General features: G+C 68.6%; 20 protein-coding genes. 9 read left to right on the plus strand and 11 right to left on the minus strand.

Annotation, left to right across the window (positions count from 1 at the left end; all coding sequences use genetic code 11):
* Positions 1–11 precede the first annotated feature (11 nt).
* The 3 genes from OQ968_RS07000 to OQ968_RS07010 form a co-directional block, all read right to left on the minus strand.
* Positions 12–437, minus strand: coding sequence for a nuclear transport factor 2 family protein (locus tag OQ968_RS07000; protein WP_324676076.1), 426 nt, complete (start codon positions 435–437; stop codon positions 12–14).
* 64 nt (positions 438–501) lie between these two features.
* A complete protein-coding gene (locus OQ968_RS07005; protein WP_324676077.1) occupies positions 502–2,079 on the minus strand; it encodes an AMP-binding protein in 1,578 nt (525 codons plus the stop codon).
* Positions 2,080–2,090: 11 nt separating this feature from the next.
* Positions 2,091–3,218, minus strand: coding sequence for an aromatic ring-hydroxylating oxygenase subunit alpha (locus tag OQ968_RS07010; protein WP_324676079.1), 1,128 nt, complete (start codon positions 3,216–3,218; stop codon positions 2,091–2,093).
* Positions 3,219–3,322: 104 nt separating this feature from the next.
* Here OQ968_RS07010 and OQ968_RS07015 point away from each other — a divergent pair, with 104 nt between their 5' ends.
* Entirely contained in the window at positions 3,323–4,618 is a 1,296-nt protein-coding gene (locus tag OQ968_RS07015) for a cytochrome P450 (RefSeq protein WP_420715853.1), read from the plus strand.
* Here the strand turns inward: OQ968_RS07015 and OQ968_RS07020 are convergent, their stop codons facing one another.
* The 3 genes from OQ968_RS07020 to OQ968_RS07030 all read right to left on the minus strand — a co-directional run bounded on the left by OQ968_RS07020 (position 4,619) and on the right by OQ968_RS07030 (position 7,718).
* The gene (locus tag OQ968_RS07020) at positions 4,619–4,810 is read right to left on the minus strand and encodes a ferredoxin (protein ID WP_324676083.1); all 192 of its coding nucleotides are present in this window, start codon (positions 4,808–4,810) and stop codon (positions 4,619–4,621) included.
* A 70-nt stretch (positions 4,811–4,880) separates the two neighbouring features.
* A complete protein-coding gene (locus OQ968_RS07025; protein ID WP_324676084.1) occupies positions 4,881–5,246 on the minus strand; it encodes a hypothetical protein in 366 nt (121 codons plus the stop codon).
* Between the two features lie 87 nt (positions 5,247–5,333).
* A complete protein-coding gene (locus OQ968_RS07030; protein ID WP_420715854.1) occupies positions 5,334–7,718 on the minus strand; it encodes a CoA transferase in 2,385 nt (794 codons plus the stop codon).
* Positions 7,719–7,776: 58 nt separating this feature from the next.
* On the opposite strand from OQ968_RS07030, the gene OQ968_RS07035 reads away from it, so the two are divergent.
* Positions 7,777–8,610 carry a FadR/GntR family transcriptional regulator gene (locus OQ968_RS07035; RefSeq protein WP_324676085.1) on the plus strand — a complete coding sequence of 278 codons (834 nt, stop codon included), beginning with the start codon at positions 7,777–7,779 and terminating at the stop codon, positions 8,608–8,610.
* 14 nt (positions 8,611–8,624) lie between these two features.
* Positions 8,625–9,344 carry an SDR family oxidoreductase gene (locus OQ968_RS07040; protein WP_324676087.1) on the plus strand — a complete coding sequence of 240 codons (720 nt, stop codon included), beginning with the start codon at positions 8,625–8,627 and terminating at the stop codon, positions 9,342–9,344.
* Here the strand turns inward: OQ968_RS07040 and OQ968_RS07045 are convergent.
* Positions 9,307–10,179 (minus strand): LLM class flavin-dependent oxidoreductase, encoded by an 873-nt coding sequence (locus tag OQ968_RS07045; RefSeq protein WP_324676089.1) that lies wholly within the window; start codon positions 10,177–10,179, stop codon positions 9,307–9,309. The genes OQ968_RS07040 and OQ968_RS07045 overlap by 38 nt on opposite strands.
* A gap of 65 nt (positions 10,180–10,244) precedes the next feature.
* Between OQ968_RS07045 and OQ968_RS07050 the strand changes: the two genes are divergently transcribed.
* Genes OQ968_RS07050 through OQ968_RS07070 form a run of 5 tightly spaced genes read left to right on the plus strand, consistent with a single transcriptional unit; the run spans position 10,245 to position 16,009 of the window.
* Positions 10,245–11,312 carry an acyl-CoA dehydrogenase family protein gene (locus OQ968_RS07050; protein ID WP_324676091.1) on the plus strand — a complete coding sequence of 356 codons (1,068 nt, stop codon included), beginning with the start codon at positions 10,245–10,247 and terminating at the stop codon, positions 11,310–11,312.
* A 26-nt stretch (positions 11,313–11,338) separates the two neighbouring features.
* The gene (locus OQ968_RS07055; protein WP_324676656.1) at positions 11,339–12,424 is read left to right on the plus strand and encodes an acyl-CoA dehydrogenase family protein; all 1,086 of its coding nucleotides are present in this window, start codon (positions 11,339–11,341) and stop codon (positions 12,422–12,424) included.
* Positions 12,421–13,578 carry an acyl-CoA dehydrogenase family protein gene (locus OQ968_RS07060; protein ID WP_324676093.1) on the plus strand — a complete coding sequence of 386 codons (1,158 nt, stop codon included), beginning with the start codon at positions 12,421–12,423 and terminating at the stop codon, positions 13,576–13,578. Before OQ968_RS07055 ends, OQ968_RS07060 begins: the two co-directional genes overlap by 4 nt.
* Positions 13,575–14,510 carry an acyl-CoA dehydrogenase family protein gene (locus OQ968_RS07065; protein WP_324676095.1) on the plus strand — a complete coding sequence of 312 codons (936 nt, stop codon included), beginning with the start codon at positions 13,575–13,577 and terminating at the stop codon, positions 14,508–14,510. The genes OQ968_RS07060 and OQ968_RS07065 overlap by 4 nt, the downstream gene beginning before the upstream one ends.
* Positions 14,507–16,009, plus strand: coding sequence for a class I adenylate-forming enzyme family protein (locus tag OQ968_RS07070; protein WP_324676097.1), 1,503 nt, complete (start codon positions 14,507–14,509; stop codon positions 16,007–16,009). Before OQ968_RS07065 ends, OQ968_RS07070 begins: the two co-directional genes overlap by 4 nt.
* On the opposite strand, the gene OQ968_RS07075 is transcribed toward OQ968_RS07070, so the two are convergent.
* The 4 genes from OQ968_RS07075 to OQ968_RS07090 form a co-directional block, all read right to left on the minus strand.
* The gene (locus tag OQ968_RS07075; protein WP_324676099.1) at positions 16,006–17,208 is read right to left on the minus strand and encodes an FAD/NAD(P)-binding oxidoreductase; all 1,203 of its coding nucleotides are present in this window, start codon (positions 17,206–17,208) and stop codon (positions 16,006–16,008) included. The two genes, OQ968_RS07070 and OQ968_RS07075, sit on opposite strands and share 4 nt — an antisense overlap.
* A 4-nt stretch (positions 17,209–17,212) precedes the next feature.
* Positions 17,213–17,401 carry a ferredoxin gene (locus tag OQ968_RS07080; RefSeq protein WP_076060441.1) on the minus strand — a complete coding sequence of 63 codons (189 nt, stop codon included), beginning with the start codon at positions 17,399–17,401 and terminating at the stop codon, positions 17,213–17,215.
* Entirely contained in the window at positions 17,398–18,363 is a 966-nt protein-coding gene (locus OQ968_RS07085) for a metal-dependent hydrolase (protein ID WP_324676102.1), read from the minus strand. The genes OQ968_RS07080 and OQ968_RS07085 overlap by 4 nt, the downstream gene beginning before the upstream one ends.
* 217 nt (positions 18,364–18,580) lie before the next feature.
* Entirely contained in the window at positions 18,581–19,426 is an 846-nt protein-coding gene (locus OQ968_RS07090) for an SDR family oxidoreductase (protein WP_324676104.1), read from the minus strand.
* Between the two features lie 63 nt (positions 19,427–19,489).
* On the opposite strand from OQ968_RS07090, the gene OQ968_RS07095 reads away from it, so the two are divergent.
* Positions 19,490–20,518, plus strand: coding sequence for a hotdog fold thioesterase (locus tag OQ968_RS07095; protein ID WP_324676106.1), 1,029 nt, complete (start codon positions 19,490–19,492; stop codon positions 20,516–20,518).
* Positions 20,519–20,602 lie beyond the last annotated feature (84 nt).

Genomic DNA, 20,602 nt, shown 5'->3' on the forward strand with positions numbered 1-20,602 from the left:
AGCGGCGCCGCCTACATGACCAGCGGATGCCGGCTGGGCACCGAATCCCAAGCAAGCGCCCGGGATTCGAAATACCAGCCGCCGCGCTCGTAGATCAGCTTGTCGTGGAGCACCCCGGTCGCCCGCAGCGTCGTGTCGCCGTACATGGTGGCGTACAGCACGGCGACACAGCGCTGTTCGGCGTGGATCCCGTCGATGCGGATCTCGTGATCCACGGTCACCAACCGCTGCCCGTCGCCGCCATCGAAGGCCGCGCGCAGATCGGTGAACACCTCGCCGTCGCGGGTGTAGCTGGCACCGGAATGACGGAACGTCGCGACCCAGCGCTCCCGGTCGCCGTCGGAGTAGGCCCGGTTCTGCCGGGCGGTCAGGTCGAGGATGGCGGCGCGGGCCGTCGCGGCGTGGAGGAACTGTTCTTGTTGATAGGTCAGGGTCATCTTGTTTCTCCAGCCTCTCTGGCGAAATCGCCGGCAAATTGCCTTATGCAAACACTAACTGAACTCAGCGACTAACGACATAACCGTGTGCTTCACGATCCCAGGCAGTGGGGTTCAGGCCCCGAGATCGCAACAAGTCTTTACGTATTCGCCCAATGACGTTCTTCGGCAGTTCATCAACCGTCTCGACGAATCTGGGCACGCAGAAGTACGGCATGCGGGCGGCGCAGAAGTCGAGCAACTCGGCGTAATCCAGTGTGGCGCCCGGGCGCATCGTCACGATCAGCAGAATGTCGTCCTCGCCCAACTCGCTGGGCACCCCGATCGCGGCGGCTTCGGCGACCGCGGGATGGCTCGTGACGACGGTCTCCACCTCGACCGAGGAGACGTTCTCGCCGCGCCTGCGCAGCGAATCCTTGATGCGGTCCACGTATGTCAGGTGCTCGTCGCCGTTGTCGTCCGGGTCGAGCCGGCCGAGATCGCCGGTGCGGAACCATTCCTGGTGCGGCTCGACCCGCAGACCGTGGCTCACGTAGCCCTCGCTCATCACATGCGGATGCCTGGCCCGGCAGGCGATCTCCCCGACGGTGCCGGCGGGCAGCGGGGCGCCGTCGTCATCGACGATGCGCACGTCGAAGTTGGGGTTGGGCCGGCCCGACGTTCCGGGAATCCCTTCCTCGGACACGCTCTTGACGGCGATCGGAAAGGCTTCGGTCATCCCGTACATCGTGACAATGCGGCAGCCGTAACGCTTTTCGATGTCGCGGTAGGAGTCGGCGTCGATGGGCGCCGCCGAGATGAACCGCAGCGGCAGTTGCGCGTCGCGCGGATCGGCGGGCAGGTTCTGCAGCATCGAGACCATCGCGCCGGCGCCGGCGAAGCCGATGGCGCCCTGGGCGCGGACGTCGTCCCACACCTCGCTGGGATGAAATGCCTGCGCCAGCACGGTCGTCCCGCCGACCAGCATCGGCGCCAGCACGCTGGGCGCGGCACTCAGGTGGAACAGCGGCATCGCCGTCCACAGCACCTCCCCCGCGCGAAATTCCCACGCCGCAGCGGCCGTCGCGGCCACCGAGAACAGGTAATGCCACGTCGTGGCAACCGCTTTCGAGGGCCCGGTGGTGCCCGAGGTGTAGAACAGCGCGCCGATGTCCGCCAACCCGGCGGGGCTATCGGCCACCGCGGGATCGGCGCCACGGCTCAACGCGTCGGTGAGCGAATCATCCCGCACCACAACGTCGGTCACCGTGTCCAGCCGGCTCAAAACCTCGTCGACGCGGGGACGTCGCTCGGCATCGGTGAGGATCGCCCGGGCCTGCGACAGGCGGAGGGTGTGCAGCAGGAAGTCGCCGCGGTTCGCGGCGTTGACCGCGGCGCTGATCGCCCCGATGCGCGCGGCGCCCAGCCAGAAGTAGACCCACTCCGGGCAGGTGGCGGTGAACAGCGCCACGCTGTCGCCCCGGCCGACGCCCAATTCGGTCAGCATGTTCGCCGCGGCGCGGGATCGCCGCCGCATTTGCTCGAAGGTCACGTCGACGCCGCCGATCGACATCATCACCCGGTCGGGGTACTGCTCGGCCCGGCGATCCAGCACGGCCGGCACGGTGAAGCGATCGACGCCGAAATCCGACGGCCCCGGCATCAGGCGTCCAGTCAGGCTTTCGACGCCGCCGGGTCGGGCTCACCCTCGGCGGTGTAGCCGAAGTCGGCGGGCGACGGTTGGGGACCCGGGTAGAAGCGGTGCGCCCAGCGGCGAAGGGCCGCGTAGTCGTGCGCCTCCTCGGGCGCCAGGTTCGGCTTCTCCAGGTATTTCATGTTCTCCCAGGTGAAGAAGTCCTGCTTGATGACCTCTTGCTGCAGCGCCAGGAATTTGGCGGCCCGCCCGGTGGGCACGTCGCCGGTGTCACCGGGCTCGCGAACGGAGGCCTGGGTGTAGAAGTAGTCGGTGTAGTCCTCGTCCACCGGCGTCTGCCCGGTGACCTGGATGGTGGCGACCAGCTCGCTGGGGAACCGCACGATACCTAGTCCCAGCGAGTAGTTGTCGTAGATGATCTTGGCGTCGACCGGCCCGTTGGGGGTCAACCAAGTCGACGCGCGGCCGCCGCCGAAATGGGCGTTCACGGTGGCGTGCAGGTGATAACCCGACACCTCGAACGAGGCTGTGGTGGCGGGGTTGGCGGCCTTGTGCACGTATTGCACGTGGTACGGGTCGGCGGCGTTCTCGATGATCATCTGCGGGTGCACCTTGACCCGGTTGAGCATCTGGGTGTGCGGGTGCAGCGGGTAGTACTCGTTGGTTTCCAGTTCGGGCAACACCGGCGGCTGCCAATACGGCGCCCGGCCATGACGTTCGTGCCAGACGACGACGAAGCCGTACCACTCCATGCTCGGATAGGTGCGGATGCGGACGTTGTTCTTGCAGCCGATCTTGCTGTACGGGATCAGCGCGTTGGTGCCGTCGCCGCGCCAGCGCCAGCCGTGCCACGGGCAGACGATGTTCTCGCCCTCCACGGTGCCGCCGACGCCCAGGTTGGCGCCAAGATGCTGACAATAGGCGTCCATGGCGTGCACCCGGCCGGATTCGGTGCGGAACAGCACGAGCTCCTCGCCGAAGTAGTGCACCCGCTTGACCTGACCGGCCTGCAGGTCGGACGCGAAAGCGACGATGAACCACCCCGTCGGGAACCGGTAGGTCGACAGCGCGATGCCGCCCTGCCCGAACTCACGTTCCGACGGGTCTTCGCCCGGCTCGGAAGTCGGGCCTGAAATCGTATCCGTCACGAGTACTCCGTATCCCGCCTCAAACAAGGTGAGCCCAGCGCAACCGGGCCGCCCTTGACACCACCGCGGTTCGACGTCTGGGTCTATTTTTACTATCTTAAGCATTGAACGTCAACGCGGCGCCGGCCGGCCGTCGCGCGGTGTCGAAGGAACCGGGGTTGCAAATGACGGCTGCGGCAGTGGACCTCTCCGATCTTGCCTTGTGGCGCAACGGCTTTCCCGACGAGCTGTTTGCCGAATTGCGGCGCAGCAGGCCGATTTTCCGGCACGGCCTGACCCCCGGTGTCGCCCGGACCGTCCAGCGCGATTTCTGGGTGACCACCAAGCATCGCCACACCGTTCGCCTGCACCGGGACGTCGACTCGTTCACCGCGGTCGACGGCCCGTTGATCCAGCCCGTCGGCATGTTTTCGTCGTACCCGACGATCATCAACATGGACCCGCCGGCGCTGAACAAGCGCCGCAAGCTGATCTCCAACGCCTTCAACCCGCGGGCGATCGCCAAACTCGAGGACGGCATCCGCGCGCGTGCGGCCGGGATGATCAACCGCCTGCTCGCCGGGGGCGGCGGGGACTGGATCGCCGACGTCGCCGACGCGCTGCCGATGACGGTCATCGGCGACATCATCGGCATACCGGAATCCGACCGGCCGCGGATCTTCGATTCCCTGGACCGCATCCTGAAGGCCAACGCGCCGGGGGCGCGGCCGACCCAGCAGGACTACACCGATCTGTACGCCACCGTCTTCGGCTACGCGATGGAGCTCACCGCCGAGAAGCGGCGCAATCCCACCGACGACATCTGGAGCACGCTGGCGTCGGCGGTGATCACCGGCGACGACGGCGAGGAATTCAGCCTGCCGGAAAACGAACTCGAGTTCTTCTTCTTCGTGCTGACGTTCGCCGGCAGCGACACCACCAAGAACGCGATGGCCATCGGGCTGCAGGCGTTCGTGGCCAATCCCGAGCAGATGGAGCGGTATCGCGAACACGAAGACCTGCGACCCAGCGCCGTCGAGGAGGTGCTGCGCTGGGCGTCACCGGTGGCGTACTGGACGCGCACGGCCAAGGTCGACGTGGAGATGGACGGCCAGCACATCCCCCGGGGCGACCGGGTGGTGTCGATGCTGCGGTCGGCCAACCGCGACGAGGAGGTCTTCGAGTCGCCGTTCACGTTCGACATCGGCCGTCAGCCCAACCCGCACGTGGCCTTTGGCGGCGGCGGACCGCACCATTGCCTGGGTGCGATGCTGGCGCGCGCGGAGCTTCGCGCGGTGTTCGACGAGCTGCTGCTGCGCTGCGACGACATCGAAATCGGCCCGGCCAAGGTCACTTACCCGAACCTGACCACCAACATGTCGATCTACGACGAGATGTCGATATCGCTCACCGAGCGCTAGTCAGTCGATCAGCCGCAGCGCCGCCTTCGGGCACTGTTCCACCGCGGCGCGGACGTCGATCTCGCGGTCCGGCGGCACTGGGCCGTCCGCGATCTGCACCACGTCCGCGTCGCCCAGCTCGAAGATGTCCGGGGCGATCGATTCGCAGAACCCGTTGGCCTCACAGAGTGATTCGTCGACGGTTACTCGCATCGGCTGCTCCTCAGGGTTGCCATTCGTTCATGCTATCCGCGACGGTACGCGTGGGGAGCGGTGCTGCGGGTCAGTCGTTGCTCTTCCAGATCGACTGGCCGGTGTTGGGATCCCGGCCGCAGATCAACGGAAACCCGTCGGGCGATTGAGCGGTGGCGTCGACGCCGGGGCATGTCTCGCCCGCGCTGTGCACGCCCCGCAGCGGCGCGGCCATCGCCCAGTGGCCCTGGATGCAGATCATGGTTTGCCGGTTGGCGTCAAGGCCGAACAGGTAGCGGCCGTTGCTGCTGCACGGCGCCTGGGGGGTCACGTTGTAGCGCAGGTACGGAACACAGTCCGCGCTGTTGCATTGATCGGCCGTTGCGCCGGCGGAGAAGACCAGCGATGTCGCGGGCACAAGGGCGGCCGCCGCCACCGCCATGAACATGCGTTTCATCGCCTGACGGTAGCAACTTCGCCGGGCCGATCGTGCTGGTTTCGGGCAACAAACCTCAGGGCGGCCGTGCGGTTTGCTGTCCCCCGCTCACAGCCCTTTGGGTCTCGTCCCGATCACTGCCGCCGCGCTCAGCCGCGCGAGCTCCGCGTCGGTCAGCCCGCACAGGTCGCACAGTATCTCCTCATTGTGTTCGCCCAGCCTCGGCGGTGGACGCCGCAGCCACCGCTCCTGGCCGGCCAGCGCGGCGAACGGTGGGCACGGGTAGAGCCCGGGCCCGGTGCTCGGATGGTCCAGCGCCTCGAAGAATCCCCTGTCACGCAGCTGCGGGTTCTCGGTGACCAGCGACGGCGACACCACGGGCGCGACGGGAATGCCCGCGCCGGCCAGCCGCTCCACCGTCGATGCGAGCGGCCGCCCGGCGAACCACTCCGCCAGCCGGCAATCGATTTCGTCGGCGCGCTCGCGCCGCCCGGCCACCGTGCACAGGTGCTCGTCGCACCAGGCGGGCCGATCCATCAGATCGACCAGGGCGCGCCACTGCCGGTCGTCCTGCACGGTGACCGCGATCCAGTCGTCCGGGCCGGCGCAGCGGTAAAGGTTCTGGGTCACGTCGCAGTGACCGCGGTTGCCGCGCCGGCCCAGCGTTTTCCCGAACACCTCGCATTCGATCGCCTGTATCGCGGTGGCGTTCAACACCGTTTCCAGCATCGGCAGCTCGAGCAGCTGCCCGGTTCCGGTGCGCTCGGCGAAGTTCAGCGCGGCCAGCACGGCGAAGGCGGCGTGCACGCCGGCCAGCGGGTCGCAGGCGCCGCGCGGCGTGACCGGCGGGGCGTCCGGCAGCCCGGTCACCCAGGCCAGGCCGGCGATCTGCTCCATGGTGGGGGCGAATCCGACCCGGTCGCGCCACGGGCCGGTCAGCCCGAACGCGGGCATCCGCGCGACGACGAGGCGGGGGTTGACCTCCAGCAGCACATCGGCGGTCAACCCGAAATGGTCCATCACCCGCGGCGAGAAGTTCTCGATCACCACGTCGGCGCCGGCGGCCAGCTTCTTGAAAAGGCGGCGCCCGTCGTCGGAGCCCAAATCCAGTGTGACCGAACGCTTGTTGGTGTTCATCGCGTGGAACACCCAGCCGTACTCCCACCAGTCGTCCACGTCGGTGCGCATCCCACCCGAGTAGCGAATGCCGTCGGGCCGCTGTATCGACTCCACCTTGACGACGTCGGCGCCGAAGGCGGCCAGCAGATGGGTTGCGGCCGGCCCGGCCCAGAACGCGGTCAGGTCGACGATGCGGACCCCCTCGAGGGGCCGCGTCGGCGGCGCCGTCGCCTCCTCGGGTTCGCTTTTCCGCCAAGGTGATTCGTCGTTGTCCGCCCCGACGGGAGCGGTGCGGCCCGACGGCGCGGGCGCACACGCCGACATCAGCCACGGCGGACGCGGCTGGTGAAAGCCCGCGGGGTTGCGCACGAACACCCCCCGCTGCCGCACGTACTCGAGGTCTCGGATGGTGGAGCCGTTGCCCAACGCCGCGATGGGCAGCCGGAACAGCTGCCCGAGTTCGACGATCTCGTCGACGGTCCGCTGCGCCAGCCACGGGTGAATCTGCTCGCGGATCAGGTCGCGGTATTCCCAGCGGCCGATCTGAAAACGCAGCTGCTCGATCTCCTCGAGCTGCGGGCATTCGACCATCGCCACGAAGTCGAGCCACTGCTGACCGGTGACCATGGTGATCCCGACGTAGCCGTCCTTGGCCGGCTCTATCGACGGCACCTCGGTGGTGCGGCTGATCGGCGGCACCCGCAGCAGCTGGGAGTGCAGCCATTCGCTGCTTTGCATCGCGGTGATCGCCTCGAGCATGGACAAATCGAGGTGCTCGCCGGGACCGCGGCGCTCGACGCGGCGGCGCACCGCCAGCGCGCCGAACGCGGCGAACACGCCGCCCATGTATTCGCCGAGGTCGCCGCCGATCGAAATGGGCGGTCCGGCGGGGTCGCCGCGGAAGCCCGGCGAGCCGGCCCACGCCTGCAGGGTGAACTCGCTGGCCGCGCGGTCGGCGTACGGTCCGGTCCAGCCGAAGTCGGAGATGGTGACGATGACCGCCCGCGGTGAATCGGCCAGCAGCCGGCGCGGGTCGATCCCGAGCGCCGCCGCCCGCGTGCGGCCGGCGGTGACGACGATGATGTCGGCGCCCGCCAGCTCGGCGGCATACCGTTCGGCATCGTCGCCGATGGTCATGCTGCGCTTGCCCGCGTTGAGGTAGCTGTAGAACGGCGATGTTGCGCCGTCGGGCACCGGCGAGCCGGCGGCGGAGTATCGACGCAGCGAATCCCCTTGCGGCGGTTCGATTTTGCGTACCTGCGCCCCCGCGTCGACCAACAGCTTGCCGCAGTAGGCGCCGGCTATCCGGTCGCTGATCTCGACGACGCGCAACTCGTGAAGCGGTGTCGGCCGGCTGTCGGATCCGCGACTCACCCAGCTATTTATACCATTACTGCTAAAATAGCTAAGCCACTTGACTTGCGAGGATTGGATGACCGCCCTGGGTATTGGCCCCGATGCCCGCCGCCGTTTGTCGGCGCCGAGGATCGCCGAAATCGTAGCCGACGAGTTGCGCCGCCAGATCATCGACGGCGAGCTCGCCGACGGCGATCTGCTACCCCGCCAAGAGGTGCTGGTCGAACAGTTCAACGTCAGCCTGGTCTCGTTGCGGGAAGCCCTGCGGATCCTGGAAACCGAGGGGCTGGTCTCGGTCCGGCGCGGCAACCGGGGCGGCGCCGTCGTGCACGCGCCGGCCAAGACCAGCGCGGCCTACATGCTCGGCCTGCTGTTGCAGAGCGAGTCGGTTGAGGTGGCCGACCTGGGCATGGCGTTGCGGGAACTCGAGCCGGCCTGCGCCGCGCTGGCGGCCCAGCGGCCCGACCGGGCGGACACCCTGGTGCCGGAGCTCACGCGCGTCAACGATTCGATGGCCGAGCACCTCGACGACGGCCGGCTCTTCACCGAAATCGGCCGCCAGTTCCACGATCTCATCGTCCACGGCTGCGGGAACCACACCATCATCGCGGTCGTCGGCAGCCTGGAGACGCTGTGGACCAGCCACGAACAACGATGGGCCGATGAAAGCTCCGCGCGCGGCACCTACCCGTCGCTGGCGCAGCGCCGCGCGGTGCTCAGCACGCACATCAAGCTGACCGAGACGATCGCGGAGGGCGACGTCGACCGGGCCCGCCGCATCGCCGGCCGCCACCTCGCCGACACCCAGACCTATGTGCTGGCCGGCCGGCCCGATCAGCGGATCTATGCGCTGTCGCCGCAGGCGCTGTCACGTTCGGGGTCGCGCCCGCGGGACATCCGGCAATCCTGAGCGACGGCCGTTCCATGCGAACCACACTGGTCACCGGCGGCAGCGGCGGAATCGGCAAGGGGTGCGGTCGCAAGCTGTGCGAGCTGGGTTACGACGTGGTGCTGGCGGCGCGACGTGAAGCTCCGTTGCGCGCGGCCGCCGAGGAGCTCGGCGCCCGTCACATCGTGGCCGACGCGTCGGATCCGGACGGGTTTGCTTCCGCGATAAGCACATTGGAGACGATCGATCTCGTCGTCCACGCCGCCGGCGCGCTCGGCGGAACCTACGCGCGCAAGCAGACTTTCGAGCAGTGGCGCACGATCATGTCGGCCAACCTGGATTCGTGCTTCGTGGTGACGTCCGCCGCGCTGCCCCGGATGCGGGCGGGCTCGCGGTTCGTGTTCATCTCGTCGTCGGCGGCGCACGAGCCGATGATGGCCCGCACCGCCTACTCCGCGTCGAAGGCCGGCATGAACGCGTTCGCCCGCGCGCTGGCGCTCGAGGTCGATCGCGACGGCATCGCCGTACACATCGTCACGCCCGGCCCGGTGGAAACCGAGATGCTGCAGGACGTTCCGTTCGAGATGTACGCGATTCGGGTGTCCGACGTCGCCGAGGCGGTCGCGTGGCTGGACACCGTCGACCCGTCGGTCGACCTGCCGGAGATACGGCTTTCCGCGGTGCAGCGCGGCCCCTACGCCCGGCCGCCGGTGGTGCCTACCGAGGCGCGGCGGCGGCGCCAGGGAAAGACTTGATCACCGATTCGCCGAACTCGTGCAGCGAATCGGGCACGGCGAAGTCGGCGAACCACACGTAGAAGCGCTCGACCCGCTGGGCGGCCAGACCCGCGAAGTGCCGGATCAGCTCGTCGGCGTCCCCGCACACCAGCCCCGAGCCCAGGTTGCCGAATCGCCGCGTGCTCACGTCACGGACGGTGTTCGGGTCGCTGCCCGACCGGACGAAGCCCACCATCTGCTGGATCGAGACCCGGGCGCCGCCCGCCGCGGCGGCCAGCTTGGGCAACCTGTCCAAGTGGTTTGCCGGCAGGTTCCACCAATCCGCGTGTCTGCGAACGAGTTCCATCATCCGGGGCCCGGTGCCGCCGAGCACCAGCGGGATCGGATGGGACCGTCGCGGCAGCTGGACCGGGCCGGCGTCGTCGCCGCCGTCGCCCCAGTACTGCCGTAGCAGGTCTAGGTGAGCCCCGAGCTGCTGCACCCGGGCCACCGGATCCTGCTGGCCGACATCGAATCTGGCGAACTCGGCCGGCCAGGACCCCGCACCCAGGCCGAGATCGAACCGGCCCTCGGACGCCTCCGACAAGGTGACGGCTTGCTTGGCGAGCAAGGCCGGGTGCCGGAAGGCGTCGCACAAAACCAGGTGACCGATCCGCAGCCGCTCCGTCTTGGCCGCCACCCAGGTGGCAATGCCCATTGCCTCCCAGATGTTTTCGTCGGGCAGCCCGGGCGCCTCGAGGTGGTCGATGAACGCGATCCCGTCGAAACCACTGGCCTCGGCGTGGCGCGCCCGTTCGGCGATGTCGGCCGCCGACAGCCTCACCTGCGGCAGGAACAGATACCACTCGACCATGCGCCACCTATGCATCGATTGCGACAGCGTCGCTAGTTTACTATTTTTATTATGTTAGGGGTCTTATGGATGTCGGTCTGACTTCGGAGCAGCTGTCGCTGCGCGACACTGTGCGCGACATCCTGCGCACCGAGTGCCCGCCCGACGCAGCCCGCCAGGCGATGACCGACCCGGAGCGCTGGCGAACGCTGTGGAAAACGGTCGTCGGCCTGGGCTGGACGGAGCTTGCCGCGCCCGATGCGAGCGGCGACTACGGACCGGTCGAGCTCGCGGTGGTCCTCGAGGAGTGCGGCGCCGCGATCGCGCCGATCCCGTTGCTGAGCAGCGTCGGCCTGGCCGGGGGCGCCCTGCGCGGATGTGGCCTCGACTCGGTGCTCGCCGACATCGCCGGCGGCGTCGTCGCCACCCTGGCGGTGCACTCCCCCGGGCGCCGGCTGCCCGGGGCGCCGATGACGCTGCGGCGCGGGCGGCTGCGCGGGCGGGCGATCGCGGTCCCCAACCTGTCCCGGGCGGACCTGATCGTGACGCTGGCCAGGTCCGACGACGGCGTCGTGGCGGCTGTGGCGCGCTGCGGCGACGGGGTGACGCCGGTTCCGGCGGAGTCGACCGACCCCGCCCAGCCGGTGGCCGACGTGGAGATCGACGTCGAGCCGGTGGCGACCGCGCGGGTGGGAGTCGGGTCGGCGTTGACGGCGCCGCTGGTGGCCGCCGCCGCCGACCTGGTCGGCGTGGCGAGCGCGGCCCTGCACCGATCCGTCGAGCACGCGAAGGCACGCCGCCAGTTCGGCACCCCGATCGGGGCCTTCCAGGGCATCAAACACGCGCTCGCCGACAACTACGTCGCCCTGGAACGCGCCCGCAGCCTCACCTACGCGGCGGCGGCCCGGCTCGGCGACCCCACCGCCGCACCCGCGGATGCCTGGACCGCCGCGGCACTGGCCAAGGCGGCCGCCGGCGACGCGGCGGCCAATTGCGCGCGCACCGCGGTTCAGGTGCACGGCGCGCTGGCGCAGACCTGGGAGCACGACGTTCACCTCTACGTGCGGCGCGCCTGGCAGGGCGCCGCGCTGCTCGGGGACAGTCGCGCGCTGTATCACGCGGTGGGCCACCGCTTCGCGGGGGGCGCGGCGTGACGGGCGGGGTGAGCACTCGATCCGAGGTGGTCGCCGAGTTCGCGGCCTGGTTGGCGGCATTCCTGCCGGACGACTACTACGAGAACTACCGGCGCTACCGCTGGGACCTCACGCTGCGGCGCGACTACCAGCGGGCCGCGTTCGAGGCCGGGTGGATACAACCGACGTGGCCGCGCGAGCAGGGCGGCCGGTCGCTGGGCCTGCGCGATGCGATGGAGGTGCGGCTGGAAGGGGCGATGCGCTCGGCGCCCAAGCTGCCCAACATCGCCGGCCCCAACGTCGCCGCGCCCGGCATCCGTCAGTTCGGCACGCCCGCCCAGATCGAGCGCCTGCTCGTTCCCCTGCTGCGCGGCGACGAATGGTGGGCGCTGGGCATGTCCGAGCCGGAGGCCGGGTCGGACTTCGCCGGCCTGCGCACCCGCGCCGAACGCGACAACGACGTGTTCCGGGTCAACGGCCACAAGATCTGGACCACCCAGGCGCACGAGTCGCGATGGTGCACCCTGTACGCCCGCACCGATCCGGACGCGCCGAAACACCGCGGCATCTCCTGCCTGATCCTCGACCTGCACTCGCCCGGGGTGCGCATCGAACCCATCCGGATGGCGTCGATCTCCGACGAGACGTTCTGCGAGGTCTTCCTCGACGACGTCGCGGTGCCCGCGGAAAACCTGCTGGGGCCGCTCAACGGCGGCTGGAACGTCGCGCTGGGGTCGCTGCAGCACGAGCGCCAGATGATCTGGATCATGAACTGGGTCGAGATCAAGCGCGGCCTCGACTCGGTCCGCGGCACCCGTGACGACGACATCTACGCCGAGCTCGGCTCGCTGCTCGCCGACGCCGAGGCGCTGCGCGCCACCGGCTACCGCGCGCTGGGCAACGAACTGGCGGGACGGCCCAGCCCGGAGGCGGACATCCTGAAACTGCTCGGATCGGTTACCCTGCAACGCGTTTGGGAACTCGGCGCCGCCGCGGCGGGCCCGCGTTCCGCGGGTGACCCGGACCTGCTCTTCGAACGCCAGGATGCGCTGGCGGCGACCATCTACGGCGGGACGTCGGAGGTTCAGCGCAACATCATCGCCGAGCGGCTGCTCGGGCTGCCGAAGGGATGACCAACATGGACTATGACCTCGGCGACGATGCCGGCCAACTGCGAAACCACCTGCGGGAGCTGATCGCCAACCACATCCCCGCCGACTTTCTGGGCGCCTGCACCGAGAACCCGCAGGATCTGGCAACCACCGAAACGTTCTGCAAGCTGCTGGCCTCCGAGGGCCTGCTGGCGCTGGCCTGGCCGAAAGAGCATGGCGGCGGCGGCGGTTCGGTGTGGCAGCAGACGGTGCTGCGCGAGGAGATGTGGGCGCAGCACGAGCCTCGCGGCCCGCAGTACATGGGCATCAACTGGGTCGGCCCGGCACTCATGCGCTACGGGACCGCGGAGCAGAAGGCCAAGCACCTGGCGGCCATCGCCTCCGGGGACGTGATCTGGTGCCAGGGCTTTTCGGAGCCCGAGGCCGGGACCGACCTCGCCTCGCTGCGCACCCGCGCCGTGCGCGACGGCGACGGCTGGCGCATCACCGGCCAGAAGGTGTGGACGTCGTACGCGCAGATGGCATCCTGGTGCGTGCTGGCGGCGTGCACGGACCCCGAGGCCCCAAAACCCAAGCGGCTCACCCTTTTTCTGATCCCGATGGACCGGCCCGGTTTCACCGTCCGGCCGATCGGTTCGATGCTGGGCCCGCACCACCTCAACGAGATGTTCCTCGACGACGTGCCGGCGTTCCCCGGCGACGTCCTGGGCGAGGTGGGCGACGGCTGGCGGGTGATGCGCGAGGCGCTGGCGTTCGAGCGGGTGGGCATCGCGCGCTATGCGCGCTGCGAATCGCTGCTGGAGCGGATGCGCGCCGAACTCGGCGACGACTGGAACGGGCTGCCCGAATCGATTCGCACCCGCTGGGTGCGGGCGCTCGTCGACCTGCGGGTGGCCCGGATGCTGGCCTACCGGGCGGTGTCGCTGCAGGACGATCCGGCGGCGGGCGCGGCCGCCAGCGCCGCCCGGATCGCCACCACGACCTGCGACCAGCAGGTCGCCGAGCTGCTGTTCGACGTGCTGGGCCCGACGGCGCTGGACAGCGGCAGCTCCGCACCCCTGCACGGGGCGATCGAAGACCATTGGCGTTACGCGCAGGCGGCCACCGTGGCGTCGGGCACGATCGAAGTGCAGAAGATGCTGGTGGCGCGGGACGTATTGGGAGGGCACCGGTGAAAACCGATCTGCCACAAGACATCAGCGACTTCGCGGCCGTCGCCGCCAAGCGGCTCACCCGGTTGGGCGGGCCGCCGGCAGCGCTGCGCGCCGAGGCCGACGACCAGGTTCGGCGGTCGGCGCGCGCGGCCCTGAGCGAGGTCGGCGCGTTCGAGCTCGAGGTCCGCTCGTCGGCCGACGACCTGTTGGCCGCCGCGGTGCTCTGCCAGTCCGCCGGCGCGACGGCGCTGCCCTACCCTGTCGTCGAGGAGCTGCTGGCGATCGACGGCGCCCGGCTGGCCCTGGTCAACCCGGCGGCGCCGCGCATCGATCACGGCGACCTGCCCGGCGACTGGATCGCCGCCGACGTGGACGGCAACCGCTACCACCCGCGGTCCGGGTCGCGCACCAACGCCAAATTGGGGCCGTTCCTGGTGCCGGCCACGCTGAGCGCACCCGATGGAACCGTCCCGGCCGCCGACGTTAACCTTCATCTCGTGCTGGGATCATGGCGGATTCTGGGAGCAGTGCAGCAATCGCTGCAGATCGTCACCGAACACGTGCGCGCCCGCGTCCAGTTCGGCAAGCCGCTGGCGGACTTCCAGGCGGTCAGGTTCGCCGTCGCGGATGCCGCCGTCGCGGTGCGCGGGCTGCACGAGCTCGCCAAATTCACCGTCTCCCGCCCGGAATCGGCGGCACCGCAAGTCCGTTCGGCCGACGCGCTCGTCCTTCGGCTCAAGGCGGCCGACACCGCGCGGCAGGTGCTGCGCACGTCTCATCAGTTGCTCGGCGCCCTGGGCTTTTGCGACGAGTCCGACGTCAGCGTGCTCGACCGGCACACCCAGCCGCTGATCCGGTTGCCGCTGAGCACCGAGGAACTGGCGCTGCGGCTCATCCCCGGCGTGCCCGACGGCTCGCTGGAGACACTGTTCAGCCAGCCCGTCTCGGCATGAGCACCCAACCCGTCGCGCCCTCGGCCACGCCGAACCCGTTGGAGGACGGCATCCCGTTCGGCACCAAGCTGGCGCAGCTGGCCGCCGAACGGCGCGACGACCCGGCGGTGACCGTCGTCGCGCTCGACGGCCGCGCGCAATCGCTGACCTTCGGCGAACTCGACGCGCGCGCGAACCAATGGGGACGGGCGTTGGCCGGCGCTGGCGCCGAGACGGGTTCCCTTGTGGCACTGGCCATCCCGAACTCGCAGCACCTGGTGCTGGCCGCGCTGGGCTGCTGGAAGATCGGCGCGGTTCCCGTCCCCATGCACTGGGATCTGCCCGATTGGGAGCGCGACCGGGTGCGCGACGTGATCGAACCCGCGGTCGTCGTCGACGAGAGGAGCCGGTGGGAGTTGGATGCGCACGCGGCCCGCGAATCCGATGGCCCGCTGCCCGAGGCCGTTTCCCCCAACGCCAACGGGATCTGCAGCAGCGGTTCGACCGGCGTGCCGAAGGTGATCCTCAGCCTGGCGCCGTCGCTGTGGACGCCGCAGCACGGCGAGCCGTTCCTGTCGAACTGGACACCGGTCCCCCAGCCCCAGACGATCATGGTGCCCGCCCCGATGTATCACACCAACGGCTTCGCCACCTTTCTGTTCCTGCTCGCGGGCGACCACCTGGTGGTGCTCGAAAAGTTCGATGCCGCACTGGTTCTCGACGTGATCGAGCGCTACCGGATCACCAACTTCACGGCCACGCCCACCATGCTGTCGCGCATCGCGTCCCGGCCCGACGTCCGGCAGCGCGACCTGTCCAGCGTCGTGTTCATCCTGCAGGGCGCCGCCGTGATGCCGCCGTCGCTGATGCAGACCTGGTTCGAGCTGCTGGGCCCCGAGCGGATCGTGACGGCGTACGGCATGACCGAGAACCTTGGCCTCACCGCGCTGCGCGGCGACGAGTGGCTCGCCCATCCGGGCAGCGTCGGCCGCGGCTTTCGCGACACCGAGATCCGGATCCTGGACGCCGACAAGAAACCGGTCGGCTCCGGCGAGCACGGAGAGGTCTATCTGCGCGCGCCGATGAGCGCGGGATCCCGCTATCTGGGCGGGGCGCCGCCGCTGCCGTCGACCGACGACGGCTTCGTCTCCGCGGGCGACATGGGTTACCTGGACGACGACGGCTACCTCTACATCGTCGACCGCCGCGTCGACATGATCGTCACGGGCGGCGCCAATGTCTTTCCCGCGGAGGTGGAGTCGGCACTGGCGGGCCACCCGGGCATTGCCGACGTCGTGGTCATCGGTCTCTCCGATCCGCAGTGGGGCCGTCGGGTCCACGCCGTGGTGCAACTCGCCGACGGGCATGACAAGCTCACCGACCAACAGGTGATCGAGTACGCCAAAAGCCGGCTCGCCCACTACAAAGCCCCCAAGACCGTCGAGTTCGTCGACGCGATTCCCCGCACCGCGGCGACCAAGGTCAATCGCTCGGCGATGATCGCGGCCCGGGGCGGCTAATCCGGCCTTCTCGGCGGGAATTCGGCGCGCTGCGCAATGGCATCGCGATAGGAGTACACCCGATTAGAGACCGTCCCTAGCACCGCAATGGTGCGGCCGCCACGCCCGTACGCCGCGAGGAACTCCCATGTATCGGGATCGCCTTCGATAACTTCGAGCGCATCGTAATCGGTAGGTACACCGAGCATTTGCATCTTGACGTGATATTGATCGGACCAGAAATATGGCACGCCGACGTACGCCTCCGCGTCGTCCGGCCCCGTCAATAGCGTCCGGGCGGCGAATGCGCCCTGACGTCCGGCATCGTCCCAGTGCTCGGTCCGCAGGTGCCGTTCGTACAGCGGATGAAACCAGCGCGCGACATCGCCGGCGGCGACGACGTCGGTGCCGCCCTCGACCGCTCCGGTGGCATCACAGACCACGCCGTCGTCCACAGGCAATCCCGAGCCCTCGAGCCAATCGGTGGCAGGAGTCACGCCCAGTCCGATGACGACGAGATCAGCCGGAACCTGTGATCCATCGGTGAGCCGAACCGCCTCCACGCGGCCGTTGCCGACGAACGCGTCGACGCCCACGCCGACCCGTAAGTCCACTCCATGGTCGCGGTGCAGGTCCGCCCAGCGAGGTGCCAACTCGCCGCCCAAGGCGGCCAGTAGTGGACTGGTGGCCTTCTCGATGAGCACCACGTCCAGGCCCAACGAGCGGCAACTCGCGGCGACCTCGGCACCGATGAATCCGCCGCCGACCACCACGACCCGGGGCCGCGAGCCCAACCGCTGGCGGATCGCCAGGCAATCCTCGACCGTGCGCAGCACGAACACACCGTCGGGAACCGGGCCCGGCCATTGGCGCGGGACCGCCCCGCTGGCAATCACCAGCCCGTCGAATCGCACTGCCAGATCCTGGTTTTCGTCGCGCACGTGGACCACACGCGCGGCCATGTCCAACTTGAGCGCCGATGCCCCTCGCACCACACGCGCCTCGAAGTCGAACTGCGGCGCCAGGTCGACACCGGCGCGGTGCACCTCGCCGGTAAGCAACTTCTTCGACAGCGGCGGGCGATGGTAGGGGGCTTGCCGCTCGGATCCCACGATGGTCAGCGCACCGTCGTAGCCCTCTTGCCGCAAGGTCTCTGCCGCCCGCGTGCCTGCCACGCCCGCACCGACCACGACCACGTCATTCAGCTGACGACTCGGCATTGGCTCACTCCTCCACCTTGATCGCCTGCGTCGGGCAAGACACCTCCGCACCTATCAGCTGCTGGCGCAACTCCGCGGGCGGCTCGTCCTGGAGCAAGTGGAGCCCGTCTTCTCGCACGTCGAACACCTCATGGCAAATGCTCATGCAGACGCCGTTGCCGTCGCAGGTGTCCAGATCCACCGAAACCTTCATCGAACCTCAGCCCTTTCCGCCGCTACGCCGGAAACCCCGCGGGAACCATCGGGTCCGCCCGACTTCGCCTGGGAACGCGCCCGCTCCCGTGCCGCCTTCGCCACCGGCGAGTAGTTCAGGTAGTCGACCGCCATCTGGGTGGACGCCTCGTCGTTGGGATGGTGGCTGGGCCGCAGATACCGAACCGGCGTCGTCACCATGAGCTTCCATGGGCCCGGCAACCGGTACTCGCGCGCGGCCCACAGCCAGTCCCGCCAGCGCCACTTTTGGTCGATGGTCGGGTCGTGAGCCATCAGGTTGCGGGCACCCGCGACCCACCAGGCGACGAACAACGGCGTGGTGAAGAACATCGAGAACGCCCTGATCCAGTAGTTGCCGCTGACGTGTTGGAAGACGTCGTACACCAGCGAGCGGTGCTCGACCTCTTCGGCGCCGTGCCAGCGCAGCAGGTCGAGCATCATCGGGTCGGCCTTCGCGTAGTCCAGGCCTCGGTTCGAAAGCACCCACTGGCCCAACATCGCGGTGTAATGCTCCAGCGCGGCCACATCGGCCAGCCGTCGATACAGCCACCACCGTTTCATCGCGGGCGGAAACCACTTCGGGGCATCACCCAGCGTCATCGACAACACTCTCCCGAGCCGGTCTGTGTACGGCTTGGTATCGATGCCCTGCTCGGCCAGGTGGTCCAACACGACCTGGTGCGCCCAGGCGTGCCAGGACTCCTGCTGGATGAACGGCTTGATGGCCGCCTCCAACTCGGGGTCATCGACCAGCGACGACGCCTCGAGGACGGCCTTGATGAAGTGCCGCTCACCCTCGGGAAGCAGCAGATGCAGGACGTTGATCATGTGGGTCGAGAACGGGTCGCCGGGCACCCAGTGCAGCGGTGTGTCCGACCAATCGAAACGGACCATCCGCCGATACTTCGGGTGTCCTTCCTGGTGAAGTTGGACCTCTGGCATGAGAAGCTCCTCCCGCCGACGAAGCGCCTCCGCCGGTTCCTTCGTTGCCTCGAAACGAACAATCAAGCCACCAGCGAAGCGAACGGCGCTGCGCCGCGGAACAACTGTTCACCCAAGGGCGTACCCGCCCGAGTGGCGGGTTATTCGTACCGTCGGTACTGCTTTCCTGAGAGTTCACTGATCGCGGCGCGGGGCGGATATGGACTACCCCAGCGAATCACGAGACGCCGGACTCGATTTCACGCATGCGCTTGAGCGCCAACTTCGCCAATCGCAGCGACAACGTCGGGGAGAGCCGCTCCAGGTACCAAAACACCTTCCACCATGCCGGCACCACAATGATCGCGTCTCCCCGCAGCACGGCGCGCAGGGCGCGCTCGGCGAATTTTTCCGGTGCCATGGGGCGCAACCGCTCCCAAGACTTGAGGATGTCCTCGTCGTTGACGTCGGCCATACCGACTCGTCCGTACTTGCCGCCCGTGAGGATCGGGGTCCGGATCGCGCCCGGACACAGCACCGACACTTGGACCCCGTGGCCCTCGGCCTCCACCCGCAACGCCTTCGAGATTCCGACGACCGCGTGTTTGGTGGCGGTGTAGCTGACCGTGCCGGGAGAGGCAATGAGACCGGCCATCGACGCCGTGTTCACGATGTGCCCGGAGTGCTGCCGGATCATGATCGGGTAGGCCGCTTGAATGCCGTGGGCCACACCGCGCAGGTTCACGTCGAAGACGTCGTTCCAGTCGTCGAGCGTGTACGAATCAGCCTCGCCTCCGACGCCGATGCCGGCATTGTTGAACAGGTAGTCGATCCGCCCGGATTGCTGTACCGCCTCGGCCACCGCGCGTTCGAACGACGGGTAGTGGCGCACGTCGAGCTCGATCGCATGCACCCTTGCGCCGCCGCGGTCGAGGCGTCGTGCCAGCTCCTGCGCCAGTGCGATCTGACGATCGGCGATCCAGACCTCGGCGCCCCCGTTGAACAGCTCGGTGGTCAACGCGGCGCCGATGCCGGACGCGCCGCCGGTAACGAATGCGATTTTCCCGGACACCGTCGCCGCCATGGCGGAAGGATATTCGCATTCCACCTTCGCGGATATGTCACAACGCGCGGTAACCTCATTCTCATGACCGACCCCAGCGTTGAAACCGAGGTGACGCGCGGCGACCGCTTCATCAAGACCGCCGTCGCGATACTGGGCGAAACCGGGCGCACCGACTTCACCGTGCAGGAGGTCGTCGCGCGCTCCAAGACCTCGTTGCGGGCCTTCTACCAGCATTTCAGCAGCAAGGACGAGCTGCTGCTGGCGCTCTTCGACAGGACCATCGCGCAATCGGCCGAGGCGTGGCGCGCCGAGACCACCGGCCTGGACAGCACCGCCGCGCTCAAGCTGGTGATCGACCGCGTCAGCCAACAGCCCGAATCGAGCACCCAGGACAGCCTGAACCGGGCGCTGAGCCTCTACAACCAGCACCTGGCCGAGACCCGACCCCGCGAATACGCCCGCGTGCTGTCCCCGTTGCATCAACTGATCCGCGACATCGTCGGGCAGGGCATCACCGAGGGCGTGTTCAACCCGGGGCTCGACGTCGGCGCCGCCGCCGCGATCGTCATGCAGACGATCGTGGGTGCGCAGCGATTGCATTGGCTGGGCAGCGAATTGAACGGAACACCGATCGACGCCGGCCAGCTGTATGACTTCTGCAGCCGCGCCCTGGGCATCCGGGAGACCGACGAGGAGTCGGGCGCGCCGTCGCTGTCGGAGCTGTTCGCGCAGATCGGCATGCGGCCGGGCTCGCGCGAGGGCGAATTCGCCATGACGATGCCGGTCAGCCCGCAGGTGGTCAACACCTCCGGCGCGCTGCAGGGCGGCTTGATTGCGACGCTCGTGGACGTGGCCGGAGGACAGTTCGGGCTGGAATACCTGCAACCGGGCACCACGATGACGACCGCGGACCTGTTCGTCCGCTACCTGCGGCCGATCCGGCAGGGCTCGGCGTTCGCGGTGCCCCGGATGCTGCGGTCCGGGCGCCGGTCGATGGTCATGCAGGTCGACATTTACGGCGACGGCGATGAACTCCTCGCCACGGCGACGGTGAACTTCGCCGTGATCGAGGGAGCGACACCGAAGCTTCCCGCCTGGCCCGACGCCTAGGCCGAGCTGCCGGGTACACGTTGTTGCGCAATGGTGGTAACGTCATTACCACAAGTTGAGAATCAAGACTTCTGCAAGGAGATC

Origin of the sequence: Mycobacterium sp. 663a-19, from assembly GCF_035616495.1 — a bacterium.
Taxonomy (GTDB): domain Bacteria; phylum Actinomycetota; class Actinomycetes; order Mycobacteriales; family Mycobacteriaceae; genus Mycobacterium.